The organism is Mycobacterium cajalii, assembly GCF_045809005.2.
Classification (GTDB): Bacteria; Actinomycetota; Actinomycetes; order Mycobacteriales; family Mycobacteriaceae; genus Mycobacterium.
In genome coordinates this window covers 3,980,859-3,993,525 of sequence record NZ_CM141436.1, presented here as the reverse complement: position 1 = coordinate 3,993,525, position 12,667 = coordinate 3,980,859, and the positions used below count along the sequence as shown (strand labels likewise).

The 12,667-nt window shown below is 64.7% G+C and carries 10 protein-coding genes, 1 tRNA gene and 2 pseudogenes; 9 read left to right on the top strand and 4 right to left on the bottom strand.

What is annotated here, in order from left to right:
- Positions 1 to 68 precede the first annotated feature (68 nt).
- The 6 genes and pseudogenes from ACJ512_RS18980 to ACJ512_RS18955 all read left to right on the top strand — a co-directional run.
- Positions 69 to 479, top strand: a complete 411-nt coding sequence (locus tag ACJ512_RS18980; protein ID WP_407688832.1) for a DUF3052 domain-containing protein — start codon at positions 69 to 71, stop codon at positions 477 to 479.
- Positions 479 to 940, top strand: a complete 462-nt coding sequence (locus ACJ512_RS18975) for a peroxiredoxin (RefSeq protein WP_407688831.1) — start codon at positions 479 to 481, stop codon at positions 938 to 940. Before ACJ512_RS18980 ends, ACJ512_RS18975 begins: the two co-directional genes overlap by 1 nt.
- Positions 941 to 1,054: 114 nt before the next feature.
- A tRNA-Val gene (locus ACJ512_RS18970) sits at positions 1,055 to 1,126 on the top strand.
- 459 nt (positions 1,127 to 1,585) lie between these two features.
- Positions 1,586 to 2,014: a hypothetical protein gene (locus tag ACJ512_RS18965; protein ID WP_407688830.1), complete on the top strand. Its 429-nt coding sequence runs from the start codon at positions 1,586 to 1,588 to the stop codon at positions 2,012 to 2,014.
- A gap of 44 nt (positions 2,015 to 2,058) precedes the next feature.
- Positions 2,059 to 2,244 (top strand): annotated as a pseudogene (locus ACJ512_RS18960) (helix-turn-helix domain-containing protein); the annotation flags it as partial.
- Between the two features lie 105 nt (positions 2,245 to 2,349).
- Positions 2,350 to 2,526 (top strand): annotated as a pseudogene (locus tag ACJ512_RS18955) (sigma factor-like helix-turn-helix DNA-binding protein); the annotation flags it as partial.
- 245 nt (positions 2,527 to 2,771) lie between these two features.
- On the opposite strand, the gene ACJ512_RS18950 reads toward ACJ512_RS18955, so the two are convergent.
- Entirely contained in the window at positions 2,772 to 4,166 is a 1,395-nt protein-coding gene (locus ACJ512_RS18950; protein WP_461479798.1) for an IS1380 family transposase, read from the bottom strand.
- A 311-nt stretch (positions 4,167 to 4,477) separates the two neighbouring features.
- On the opposite strand from ACJ512_RS18950, the gene ACJ512_RS18945 reads away from it, so the two are divergent.
- On the top strand, positions 4,478 to 5,875 hold the full coding sequence (locus tag ACJ512_RS18945; RefSeq protein ID WP_461479797.1) for an IS1380 family transposase: 1,398 nt from the start codon (positions 4,478 to 4,480) through the stop codon (positions 5,873 to 5,875).
- A 230-nt stretch (positions 5,876 to 6,105) separates the two neighbouring features.
- Here ACJ512_RS18945 and ACJ512_RS18940 read toward each other — a convergent pair whose 3' ends face one another.
- On the bottom strand, positions 6,106 to 7,527 hold the full coding sequence (locus ACJ512_RS18940) for a tyrosine-type recombinase/integrase (protein ID WP_407689788.1): 1,422 nt from the start codon (positions 7,525 to 7,527) through the stop codon (positions 6,106 to 6,108).
- 310 nt (positions 7,528 to 7,837) lie between these two features.
- On the opposite strand from ACJ512_RS18940, the gene ACJ512_RS18935 reads away from it, so the two are divergent.
- A complete protein-coding gene (locus ACJ512_RS18935) occupies positions 7,838 to 9,085 on the top strand; it encodes an ISL3 family transposase (protein ID WP_407689820.1) in 1,248 nt (415 codons plus the stop codon).
- Positions 9,086 to 9,124: 39 nt separating this feature from the next.
- On the opposite strand, the gene ACJ512_RS18930 is transcribed toward ACJ512_RS18935, so the two are convergent.
- Positions 9,125 to 9,310 (bottom strand): helix-turn-helix domain-containing protein, encoded by a 186-nt coding sequence (locus tag ACJ512_RS18930; RefSeq protein ID WP_407689558.1) that lies wholly within the window; start codon positions 9,308 to 9,310, stop codon positions 9,125 to 9,127.
- Positions 9,307 to 9,639 (bottom strand): hypothetical protein, encoded by a 333-nt coding sequence (locus tag ACJ512_RS18925; RefSeq protein WP_461479796.1) that lies wholly within the window; start codon positions 9,637 to 9,639, stop codon positions 9,307 to 9,309. Before ACJ512_RS18925 ends, ACJ512_RS18930 begins: the two co-directional genes overlap by 4 nt.
- 2,387 nt (positions 9,640 to 12,026) lie before the next feature.
- Between ACJ512_RS18925 and ACJ512_RS18920 the strand changes: the two genes are divergently transcribed.
- Entirely contained in the window at positions 12,027 to 12,641 is a 615-nt protein-coding gene (locus ACJ512_RS18920) for a TetR/AcrR family transcriptional regulator (RefSeq protein ID WP_407689560.1), read from the top strand.
- The last annotated feature ends 26 nt before the right edge of the window (positions 12,642 to 12,667 follow it).

The following is a 12,667-nucleotide window of genomic DNA, read 5'->3' as shown; positions in this document are numbered from 1 at the left end:
GACCCGGTCCTGGCTATGCGACGATAATCCCCATCGCACGGCGCGAACGAATACAAGGAGGCTCCACGGTGGTCGCGGCGGATCACGCTCGCAAATTGGGCATCCAAAGAGACCAAGTCGTCCAGGAGTGGGGCTGGGACGAAGACACCGACGACGACATCCGCGCCTCGGTCGAGGAGGCCTGCGGCGGCGAGCTGCTCGACGAGGACACCGACGAGGTGGTCGACGTCGTGCTGCTGTGGTGGCGCGACGGCGACGGGGACCTGGTGGACACGCTGATGGATGCCATCAGCCCGCTGGCCGAGGACGGGGTGATCTGGGTGCTGACCCCCAAGACCGGCAAACCCGGGCACGTGCTGCCCGCCGACATCGCCGAGGCGGCGCCGACCGCGGGCCTGATGCCGACCTCGTCGGTCAACCTGGGGGACTGGGCCGCCAGCCGGCTGGTCCAGCCCAAATCCCGGGCCGGGAAGCGTTGATGCTGCCGGTCGGAGCCACCGCCCCGGATTTCACGTTGCGTGACCAGAATCAGCAGCGGGTGACCCTCAGCGGCTACCGCGACGCCAAGAACGTCCTGCTGGTGTTCTTCCCGCTGGCGTTCACCGGGATCTGCCAGGGCGAGCTGGACGCGGTGCGCGATCATCTGCCCGACTTCGAGAACGACGACCGCGCGGTGCTGGCCATCTCGGTGGGCCCGCCGCCCACGCACAAGATCTGGGCGATCCAGAGCGGGTTCCTGTTTCCGGTGCTGTCGGATTTCTGGCCGCACGGCGAGGTCAGCCAGGCCTACGGCGTGTTCAACGACGACGCCGGCTACTCCAATCGCGGCACCTTCGTCGTCGACCGGTCCGGGATCATCCGGTTCGCGGAGTGCAAGCAGCCCGGCGAGGCGCGCGACCAGCGCCTCTGGACCGAGGCGCTGGCGGCTTTGCCGGATTGAGGTTCCGGCGAGCGCGCGTGTCTGTACGGCGACACGCCGCGTAGGGCGTACAAACGCGCACGCTCGCCGGTTTTGGGGACTTGCGCTGGGGGCGTGTAGCCTGCGGCGGGCATGGGGCGCGTAGCTCAGTGGTAGAGCTCTGGTTTTACACACCAGCGGTCGGCGGTTCGATCCCGTCCGCGCCCACGAGTGTTATTGCAGGTCAGCCTGATAATGCGATCCAATCTGGCATGACCGGCGAACCCCCGTTGTGCCAAGAGTGTGCCAACGGATTCGCACAGCCGGATTCGCACAGCCGGTCAATGGCCGTGGAGACGCACTGGGTGTCGTCGACGCTGTGCACAAACCGGGAGGCAAGACGACGCCGACCAGGCTAACTCTCGAGGGTGCCGGGACGCTGATTGGTGTTGTGGTCATTGATGGTCAATTCAATATGCTAGGGCGGCTGCCCAGCGGCAGCGGCGGTTGCACGCAGACGCCCCCGTTTCCTCGCTGCAGAACTGTCCCTGGACTTCGCCGCGCGTTGTCCCGATGTCGACATCGCTAAGACACGACGCTCCGGAGGGGCCGACGGCCAGCGATATCGCAGCGATGGTGTCTTAGCGAACTGTGATCGCCGGGCTATCGTCCAAAACCGCCCTCTCGATGACGACCCTCCGGAGATGCGCCTATCGCAGGCCAACCGCCGCGAGCCTTGGTATCGACCAGGCCGAGTTCGAGCGCGGGATTCCGGGCGGCTACGAGGCCTTGCTTCACCAAGCTAGCGCTGAACAGGGCATCGACGGTCCATGGGGCGGCAGGTCGTGCGCTGGCGAGTGTGCGTTCGTCAGCGGGCTCGCGCAACCGTCGTTCTCAAGGTCATTCGGGAGTGCCCTCAAAGAGTCAGAGGAGATCGACGGCGAGTTCGTCATCTGGATACGGGCAGACCCGAAATTCGTGTTCCGCCTGCTGAAGGCGGGGATCAATCTGCAGCTGACCGCATTGAAACTCTGGGCGGCCAGTTGCGCTCCGCAGTTCGACGACGACGGCTGTCGGCGGCGTCTGAAAACTGACCCCGCGTCGCCCGAATTTTGACCCCCTTCGTCCGATTCTCGGCGTAAGCCAAGAGGAGAAGGAAGTTGTTGGCTGTGGAGGACTGGGCAGAGATCCGCAGGCTGTATCGAGCAGAGGGGTTGCCGATCAAGACGATCGCTAGGACGTTGGGGATTTCGCGGAATACGGTGCGTTCCGCGTTGCCCTCGGAGGAGGGGCCGCCGAAGTATGAACGCAAACCGGCGGCCTCGGCGGTGGATGCGTTCGAAGATGTCGACGGCACGTGAAAACTGACCCCGGCGCGGGATCCGAATTTTGACCCCCTGGTCCGGTGTCCTGGCTCTACCCGAGCTAGGTGCTAGGAGGACCAGAAGGGAATGTTGACTGTGGAAGATTGCGCAGAGATTCGCCGATTGCGCCGTGCGGAGGGTTTGTCGATCAAGATGATCGCCCGGATGCTGGGGATTTCGAAGAACACGGTGAAGTCGGCGTTGGAGTCGAATGAGTCGCCGAGATATGTTCGGGCACCGCGTGGTTCGATCGTGGATGCGGTAGGGGCGATAGGCAGGGCCATCAGACCCTGATTTTTCAGCCGGCTTGTGATGATCTTGTTTTCGGTGATCGGGTCGGTGACGGCTGCGCTGTTGGGACGCGCTGACGGGGTTGGAAGCTGTTGGGCGATGGCGTAACTGGGTGCGCACACGGCTGCGGCGGCGGGGTAACCGGTTTCGGGCGTGGCCGATCGCGGTGTGAGGTTCGGGATGTGTTGCGAGGGTGTGCTTTTAGGTGCGGGTGGCGGTCAACCGAAGGCTGGTAGTGCCCGGATGCGGTGCAGCGCCGCGATGAACGCCTGCAGGTGCGGGTAGGCGGCGCCGAAGCGCAGATGCAGGCGCCGGCCGTGGCGCACCAGCCGGGCGGCGACGTTGAAAAACGCCAGGCGTAGTCGTTTGCCGCGCGCTCGACGTACCGTGCGGGGTAGCGCCAGGGTGCGCAACCACAGCGCGATGTTGTGGGCGAGCGCGGCAGCGTGCCAGTACAGCCAGTTACCGAAGAACGATTGCACCGGGGCGTGGATCATCCCGAAGTCGTTCTTGAGCGCCCGGATGGTGTCCTCGGGGATACCACCGCGCAGCCGGTGATGCGCCTCGACCTCGGCTGCGCTGAGCCGCTCGGCAGAAACGTTGGTGATGATCGCGTGCAACCGCCAGCCATCCAGGTCATCGAAGGCCAACTGGTCACCGCACCCTTTGGGTTGACGGCGCACGATCAACCGCACGCTGCGCCCGAGCAACGTAGTGGTGGTCTGGGCGATCTGGCTGCCTTTGTCGGTCTCATGCCCCAACGCCGCAACCCATGCCGTGCCCGGATCGGTTGCCAGGGCGTGAATTACGGCCGCGACCGGCTTGTACTGTTTGACCGTGACCGAGTAGTCCGCGTCGTGGCGTTCGGCCGCCTCGATCACCTGCTGCTGATAGCCCGCCGAGTCGACCCGCAGCCACAACCGGTACTTACCGCGGCAACCGGCCGGGATCGCACTGACACACTCATCGATGAAGCTACCCATCGCCCGACCGTCGTTGGCCGCCCCGCCCCGGGCCCGCAGTGCGAGCACATCCCCGGTCTCCCCGCACACCCCCACCAGCGGGGACAGGGCGGTTTGTCCGGTACGCGAAAACGCGCTGCCTTCTTTGCCCGGCCCGTAGGTGGCCACCCGGGTGGCGTCGGGGTCGATGGTGAGCCGATCGCCCTCAGGGGCGGCGCCGGCCGCCCAGGCTCGACGCAGCATCACCCGGTTGACCGCGGCGGCCTTGACCACCCGACCCAAATCCGCACCCGCCAAAAACCGCCACAACGTAGGTACCGACGGCAACGCGTTGGTCCCGCGCAGCACCGTGGTTGCCGGGTCGGCCAGTAACGCCCGATCACTCAAGAAGTCCCCACCGGCCAGCAGTGTCTCGGTCAGCGCCCGGTAGCACTGCCCACCGGTGTAGCCACCCGGCCCGATCGGGCGCAGCCCACGCCGATCGGCCTCGGCGACCACGTTGAGCCGGTCCAGCAGCGGACCCCATAACGCGACCCCCGCCACCGGCGTCAGATCGTCCTCCGACGCGGCAACCACCGGGTGCGGCACGGCGCGCTGCGGACTCGCCAGCACCACATCATCGACATCGAACAACAAACCGGTAGCATTCACCTCGCGGGTGCCCTTCCCCTGGGATCATCGTCGCCTTCCACAAACACGATTATCCCTTGCAGGAAGGGCACTTCCGCATCACGACACGGCGATCACCCCACACCAGGCTGAAAAATCAGGGTCAGATTAGCGGCGATTTAGCTGGCCGCAGCAAAAGTTGTCGACGTCCCCGTAGTGGATTCCATCCGGTTAGCCCGGATTTTTCGCGGAATGCCGACGTAGCTGGGTGTTGATGCGCGAAAGTGCCTGTCCTGCAACGCATAATGGGAATTCTCTAGGTTTCCATATGGCGAGCGGAAGGCACTTCGCACGTGAAGAGTATCGCGGTGACGCGGCGGGTGAAAGTATCGGCGGACGGTCGCGGGGTGGTGTCGCACGCCGGGATGGGGCTGTTGCGGGAACTGGCCGATCTGACCGGGTTATCAGCGCAGGTCACGGCGGTGTTGGCCGATACTTACAAGGGGCCGTGGACTTATGCCCCGGGTGCGGTGTTCGCCGATCTTGCCGCGGCGGTAGCCGACGGGGCGGACTGCATCGACGGGGTCGGCCAGTTGTGTGGAGATCGCGAGCATGTGTTCGGGGCCAAGGCCTCGACAACGACGATGTGGCGGCTGATCGATTATCGCATCGATGCCGCGCACCTGCCGAAGGTTCGCACCGCGCGGGCATCGGCGCGGGCGGCGGCCTGGGCGGCCGGGGCCGCGCCCCCGGCGGGTGTGCCGCTGTACATCGACATCGACGCCACGCTGGTCATCGACCATTCCGACAACAAGGCGCAGGCGGCCCCGACGTGGAAGAAGTCGTTCGGCCATCACCCGCTGCTGGCGTTTCTGGACCGCCCGCAGATCGCCGGCGGTGAGGCCCTGGCCGGGCTGCTGCGCAAAGGCAACGCCGGATCCAATACCGCCGCCGATCACGTCACGGTCCTTCAGCAGGCTTTGGATTCGCTGCCGGCAGATTGGCGTCCCGGCCCGCAGAACCCGGCCGCGCCGGCGGTGGTGGTGCGTTCAGATTCCGCCGGAGCCACCCACAAGTTTGCCCAGGCCTGCCGCGATCACGGGGTCGGGTTCTCCTTCGGGTTTCCCGTCGATGCCCGGGTCCAGGACGCCGTGGACACCCTCAACCTCGGCGATGGCTGGTATCCGGGGATCGACTCCGATGGGCAGATCCGGGACGGGGCGTGGGTGGCCGAGGCCACCGGCCTGGTCACGCTGTCGGCCTGGCCTGCCGGGACCCGGCTGGTGCTGCGCAAAGAACGCCCACACCCCGGGGCGCAGCTGCGCTTCACCGACATCGACGGCATGCGGGTGACCGCCTTCATCACCGACACCCCACCGGGGATGGTTCCCGGGCAGCTGGCCGGTCTGGAACTGCGCCACCGCCAGCACGCCCGCGTCGAGGACCGCATCCGCGAAGCCAAAGCCGCCGGCCTGGCCAACCTGCCCTGTCATGATTTCCAGTCCAACGCCGCCTGGCTCGAAATCGTCCTGGCCGCCGCCGATCTGGTCGCCTGGGCCCAACTGATCGGATTCACCGACGCCCCGCAGCTGGCCCGCTGCGAGATCACCGCCTTCCGCTACCGGGTCCTGCACGTCGCGGCCCGCATCACCCGCGGCGCCCGCCAACTACGGCTGCGCATCGACGCCACCTGGCGCTGGGCCGGTGCCATCGCAACCGCCTGGCAGCGCATCCGCGCCGCCTTCCCCTGACCACCGCAAACCCGCCCCGACGACCCGAAAGACCCACCGGCCATAGGAAAGCCCGCCCACCCCGGCGACACGGGACGGCCAAACACACCCCAAGCCCAAAATCGCTATCGCTCAGCGATCTTCATGGCTCAGCACCCCCGAACCCCACCCGCACGAAAAATCGAGGTTAGTTCCGGTCTATCAGACGCCAGCGGCAACCGTCAGCGGTATGGATCACCAGCGTGGTCCCACTAATCACCTCGCCCGGTGGCAGTCGAAGCGCGGCCGAATAGCACATCACCCGCCGACGCTAGCGCGTCGTCGTAAACATGGCCGTATACCCGCAGCGTCATCGCCGGATCGTGGCCCAGCCACTTCGCCGTCGCAGATACCGTGGTGCCGCTGTCGAGCATCCGCGTCGCGGCGGTGTGCCTGGTGTCATGCAACCGGATCACCGGCACGCCCGCGGCAGTGCAGTGGCGCCGGAATGCCTTGGAGTAGCTCTCGGGCCGAATCGGAGAGCCGTCCTCGTTGACAGCAATGAGCCCCGCGTCTATCCATGTCGGGCCGAACGCCAGCCTTTCGCGCTTCTGTTGTGCGTTCAGCGTTCGCAACGCGGCCATTACATCGGCGGGCATCGGCAGCGTGCGCCGTGAGCGTTCGGACTTTGGTGCGCCGGTCGCGGTTCCCGCACCGCGCACGATAACGCGGCCCTGGGCGACGCTGACGGTCCCGGCGTCGAAGTCCACCGCTGACCACGCCAGGCCGAGCACTTCGGAGCGTCGCCAACCGGCGAGCGTTAGCAGCCAGCACGCATAGAGGCGATCGTTGCGCACATGATCGCGGAACTGTTCGACCTGCTGCGGCGTCCACGTGGACATCTCGCGGTGCTCGATGGCTGGGCGGTCGACAAGCTGGGCCACGTTACGGGCGACAAGGCCGCGTTTCATGGCGGTGGTGAGCGCCATCGACAAGACCGTCAACATCGCACAGACGGTCCGGTTACTGACGCCGCCAGGCACTTGCGGACGGTCGGGTTCGGTCAGCAGTGTGGCGACGTAACGCGCCCGCTGCGGGCGCAGCACATCGCCGGATGACACCAGACGGTCGAGCGCTTTGATGCCGGGCTCGCCGAACGTCGTCAGCAGATCGGAATACCCGGCACCTTCTGGGCGCTCCCGCAGGTAGGCCAGCACCTCGGCGGAACGGCGACCGCGCTTGGCGCGCTTGGCAATTGGTTCACCGGTCAGGCGCAGTGTCACCAGCTCGTCGAGGTGGGGGGTGTCGAGGTGCTGTAACGGCACTGTGCCGAGGTGGTCGATAACCGGCTTGAGGGCTGCGCGGTAGCCGTCGAGCGTGTTGGGTCGCACGCGGCGGCTTTCGAGCCATTCGGTCAAAAATGCGCCCAAGGTCACCTTGTCGCGCCGGACCAGCGTGCCCGCAGCGGCCTCGGTCATGATGCGGGCGTATTGATGCTTGGCCTGGGCCAGCGTCGGGTAGGTATAGCGCCGGCGATCGCGCGAGCCTTCCGGCTTTGTGCCCGCGTCGATCTGGAATGTGTAGCTCACTTTCCCGTTGCGAGCGATGCGCTTGGTGATCGGCAGTCCGCGACGGGTGCGCTTAGTCTTTTCGGGATCGGCGGGCATTGGATCGGCAGCGGTTTCGGTCCCCATCGGTCGGTCTCCTTAGTTCTGGCATTCCAGCCGTGTGGCAATATCCGGCACGAATTGCTAGACGACTATTACTCAAACAGGCATTCCGTTCGATGTCGTAGCCACCCTTGGAGGTCCATAGGTGCCTCGCAGTCGACGGATCACGCTGGCAACGCCGAATTTGTACCAGTTGAAAACCCCCGCTGATGCACAAAGTCTGGCTCTTCTGCCGTAGTCGTGGGTCTGTGACCAGGGGGCTTGTGGCCCAACGCCGTGTCCTGCTTACGTTTTGGACTGTTATCGGGTTCAAGACGAAGGAGGGTGTACGGCGTTGGGTAAATCCAGGGTATTCGCGACGGTCCTCGGTGGCCAGGACATGGTCGTCGATGACGTGATGATCGAGACGGAGACTTCGCGCGGAAAACAGCCGGTGACCAGCGAGGTGCTGGTGTTTGAGGTGCGGCCCAAGGCGAACCAGGCCAGCCGGTGCTCGCGGTGCCGCAAACGCTGTGCGGGCTATGACGGCGGGGAGGGGATCAGGCGCTGGCGCACCCTGGATCTGGGGACGACGAAGGCCTATCTGCAGGCCGCAGCGCCGCGGGTAGCCTGCCCCGAGCATGGAGTGGTGGTGGCCCACCTGCCCTGGGCGCGGCCCGGGGCCCGTCACACCTGGGCGTTTGAGGACACAGCCGCGTGGTTGACCGCGCATGCCGCGATCAGTGTGGTCGCGGTGTTTTTGCGGGTGGCCTGGCGCACCATCGCCGCGATCGTGGGCCGGGTGGTCGCCGATGGCCGCGACACCAACGACCTGCTGGCCGGGTTGACCCGCATCGGCATCGACGAGATCGCCTACCGCAAAGGCCACCGCTATGTAACCTGCGTCATCGATCACACGACAGGCCGGCTGGTGTGGGCAGCCGAAGGCCGCAACCAGGACACCTTGGGCCGGTTTTTCGACCAGCTCGGCGCCCAACGTGCCGCGGCGTTGACTCACGTCAGCTGTGATGGGGCGGAATGGATTCACGCCGTGCTGCGGGACCGGGCCCCGGGTGCGGTGATCTGCCTGGATCCGTTTCATGTCGTGGCCTGGGCGCTCAAGGCCCTCGACAAGGTGCGGGTGCGTACCATGGCCCGCGCCGGTGTCCGCGACCGGCACGCGATGTGGGCGACCCGCAAGAACCCGGCCGATCTGACCGGTGAGCAACGCACCAGCCTCGCGTCGATCACGGCTACCAACGCCACGCTGTATCGGGCGTATCTGCTCAAAGAGCAACTCCGCGAAGTGTTTCGGGTCAAAGGCCGCGACGGCCATCGCCTGCTGGCCGGTTGGTTGTCCTGGGCGTCGCACTCGCGCATCCCGGAATTCGTTGCCGTAGCCCGCACCGTCCGCCGTCACAAGGAGCTCATCGGCAACACTCTCGACCACCAACTGTCGAATGCCCGCTCAGAGGCGACGAACACCCACCTGCGGGCATTGACCACGCGTGCGTACGGGTTTCACAGCCCTGAGGCGATGATCGGCATGGCCATGCTCACCCGCGGCGGCCTATGCCCCGCACTGCCCGGTCGAGCAGCATGAAACCAGACCCACAGAAACGTCAGGAGACCCCAAAGTCTTTCACGAGGCCAGTTCACGAAGTCCGGCGGTCACCACATAGACGCGTCCGCCGAGCCTGCGAACCGGCAATTCTCCGGAGGCCGCCAGTCGGTAAGCCACGGCCCGGCTGATTCCCAGCAGCTGCGCGGCTCGGGGCACTGTGAGAAGAAGCGGCAGATCGTTGAACGTTTTGTCTTCCAATTTCATTCACCACCCTCCGAAGGGCCGTGTCGGATAAGAGTCTGTCGCGTGCGCCGGCGCCGGCAGAGTTTCTGGGCCAAGACCTCACCGAGTTCGCTGCGGATCGGCTGTGACACATATTCGTTTACAGCTGCACTTGTCCGTTTGATTCCGTGGCGCGATGAGAGCCACTGAGCATAGGGCTGTTCAAGGGTCAGCTTGGTTGGCTGAAAATAACTTCCGGAAGCGAGTTTGCCGTGAACTTCTGCGAGGGCTCTGCGCGCCTCTTGCTGCGTCTCGTAGCAGCGCCGAAGTTGCTGGCGTTTCCCGTCGACGTAACCCGCACCGATGGTCATCAGCTGACACCATGCCGGTTTGGCGCTTCCGCCATCTTTGATTTCGATGCGGCGAATCTGCGGAGGAAGATGACGACATTCAACCATCGATGGACCTCGTCTACGGAAGGTATCTGCGATCAGGACGCAATGCATCTGTGCTGGTCGATGAAGTGCGTGAGATCTTCGGACCTAACCGCGCGGTTCCTCCCGATCTGGATCCACGGTAGTTCGGCGCTGTCGACGAGTCGGCACATCGGCGGCAAATGCATAGCGCGTTGATGATGTCCTTGACAGTCAGGAGTTGTGCGCGGGTGGCCGGGTCGACTGGGTCATGCCGAGTCATGGAGGTGCTCATTGACTCACTGTACGAAGGCTGAAGAGCTTAGGCGACGGTCAGAGGAAGCTTTTTCACGTGCGTGTCGAGGCGCGCAGCTCGGATTTTAAATCGCTGCGCACCCCATTTCTCGCTGTTTCCAGGTTTGGGGGTACCTCGTGAGAGATCTGCCTCGCGAGGCCCGATTGCGTCTGGAAGCGCTAAGCCTTGACTGTGGCAGGACCGCGGCCCGAGTCGTTATAGTCCGATAGCGCTGAGGACGCAGGAACTTTGGATCCGCGCCGGCGGCCGTACCCGGTTTCAGCAATATCCAACGTTGTCGAGACCGCGCGCAAGCGGGCCGTGCTGCTCATCGACGTAGTGTCTCATCTCGCCTGGTACCGGGTCGCGCTTGCGGCGTTGGCAGACTTCGAACGTCGTCAGGAAAACGCTGAGTGGGCTGCCGATGGGAAGATATCTGTCTCGCGCTTGATAACTCCAAACAGCAGTTCGGTATCGATGCTGACGATGTTCATGTGCGGTGCATCAACCTTCGTCGGTTCAATGAGTCGGAGCAGCGCAGATTGCCTGAAGTCTGATCTCGACAGGATGTGCCAGAGCCTGGTTCAGTTGCCCATTACGGGGCACTGGGTCGGGCCAGCTACGACGGAAAAGACATGCGTTCAATTCCAAGTTTGAAGGAGTTGAACCTACTCGGGAGTGTCGCATGGGTGCTTTCGTTCGAAGTGGATGAGTGGGCGCATGGCCATCTGTTCTGCGTTGCGACATCGGCCGTGCTAGCGCCGTATTAGTGGATGCCGAGCGTCACTGCGACGGTGCGTTCCTCGAAGCCTGGCTCGTCGTTTGGGCTGACTACTGGTGGCGCGAAGGTCTGATTTCTTGAGTCGGTCATCGAGTGCGTGGAAGCACTCGCTCGCGTTGCGGTAGCCCTGGCGTTCCGGTAATTCGGCCCGGCGTTGGCTCGAGGTCTGCGCCGTGTGCGCCAATCGACGCTGCTGTCCGCGGATGTGCTTTTCGTCCCGCCCGCTTGGCGTGCTTGACAGTGTCGCGAGATCACGCCGCAGCATCGAGGGTGTTGCCGATCGCCGACCGCGACACGCGTCGAGCAAGCCACTCGTTAGCAGGGCTGCAACTTTCACGCAGATCCTGCCGAATCCGTCCCTGAGGTGTTCGGCCCGACACGGCTTTTAGTACCTTGCGGCGTTCGGAAGTAGTACGTGTGCAAGCTCCCTGGCCGCTCGTAATACTCGTTTGTCGAGCTCTTTTCTGCGGGCTCGGGCAGTGATCTGAGCAAGGACCCAGGCGCAGTGGTCAGGGTCGTTGAGGACGTGTATTTCGATGTCTTCAGCCGTCGGTGGGCGGGGGACAATCACCGGCCGAACAACCGCAGGGGAGAGCCGGGGAACCTCGATGATGCGGATCGCGGTTCCGGCGCGTTCGGCGGCAGCGCGCTCGGCGTGGGCCGCCCGTCGGCAGGCAGTTGAGCACCAGATTCTGCGTCGACCTCGGCGCGGACCGTCGCCGGGCAGTGGCGTACTTATCGGTAGGCCACAGCGGGGACACAAAGGCCCCGCGTCCTTGGCGTCCATACCGCCCATCTTAAATCGTCCTGACGAAATGTTGCTGTTCCGAGACCTGTGTGCAAGAGGTGTGATGTTCGGCGGAGGGGTGAAATTAGGGTGGCCTAAGTGCCGGTGGGCTGTGCGGTGCGTGGTCGGTGGTGGATCGATGCCTGCGTGCCGAGGAGTTGCGGCGCTTTGAGGCCGACGTGGTCCGCGGACCACAGTCCAGATGTTGCGCGGTCCGGAGGTCAGCGCTGAGTGCAGATAGGTACCGCCGGTGCGCGTCGGCGTTGACGTGGGCGTGCCGCCGGATGCGGGACCTCGCTGCGTTCCGGTCGCCACCGGCGCTTGTGCCGCCCACTACCGTGCACTAGCCTGGTTTTGACAGATGTGTCGATAATTGCCCGGGGATGCGAACGGGAATTGGCGCCGCAACGGTGCGACGATCCAACGGGGATTCGCGCCGCGTTTCCCTGACCACTGCCAGAACAAAGGATTGCCGATCATCCATGACGGCTGAGGACGTCGCCGCTGGCTCGCCGGGGCTTCGCAAGTCGGACCGGACCAGAGAGCGCATCGTCGATGCGGCTCGCTATGCCTTTTCCGGCAAGGGTTTTTCGGGCGTAACGATCCGGGACATCACCGAGCGGGCCGAGGTGACGCGCGCCAACTTCTATTACTACTTCCGCGACAAGTCCGAGCTGTTCTACGAGCTCGGCAACACGACATACCTTGAAGTGCTGGCCGTTGTCGAGGCGTTTAGCGACCTCGGCAGTCCCCCAACGATGCCTGAGATCAGGCAGTGGGTGTTGCGGTACTTCGACTACCTCGACCGCAACGGCGCGTTCGTTCTGCGCAGCACAGAGGATGCACCCCTGGACCGGCGTTTCCGCGCTGCAACCACACGGTCGTATCGCAGGACGACCGAAGTGCTGGGGCAGCGAATCATCAAGGTCACGCCCACGCCGCTGCGGTCAGACCCGCACTCGCTGGGACTGGTGGTGATGGCGATGATCGAGCGGTCCTGGCTGCTGGCACAACACCAGGAGATGGCCTCGACGTCGCGCGAGGAGATCATCGCCGCACTCTGCGAAGTCCTCCACCAGTTGCTCGCCGTCGGGTGAGCTCCTTATCGAGCGAATCACCCCTA

Bases quoted from the DNA above. Each gene is read 5' to 3' on its own strand.
- ACJ512_RS18975 (WP_407688831.1), top strand. From the start codon at position 479: ATGCTGCCGGTCGGAGCCACCGCCCCGGATTTCACGTTGCGTGACCAG.
- ACJ512_RS18965 (WP_407688830.1), top strand. From the start codon at position 1,586: ATGACGACCCTCCGGAGATGCGCCTATCGCAGGCCAACCGCCGCGAGC.
- ACJ512_RS18940 (WP_407689788.1), bottom strand. From the start codon at position 7,527: ATGGGGACCGAAACCGCTGCCGATCCAATGCCCGCCGATCCCGAAAAG.
- ACJ512_RS18930 (WP_407689558.1), bottom strand. From the start codon at position 9,310: ATGAAATTGGAAGACAAAACGTTCAACGATCTGCCGCTTCTTCTCACA.
- ACJ512_RS18925 (WP_461479796.1), bottom strand. From the start codon at position 9,639: ATGACCATCGGTGCGGGTTACGTCGACGGGAAACGCCAGCAACTTCGG.
- ACJ512_RS18920 (WP_407689560.1), top strand. From the start codon at position 12,027: ATGACGGCTGAGGACGTCGCCGCTGGCTCGCCGGGGCTTCGCAAGTCG.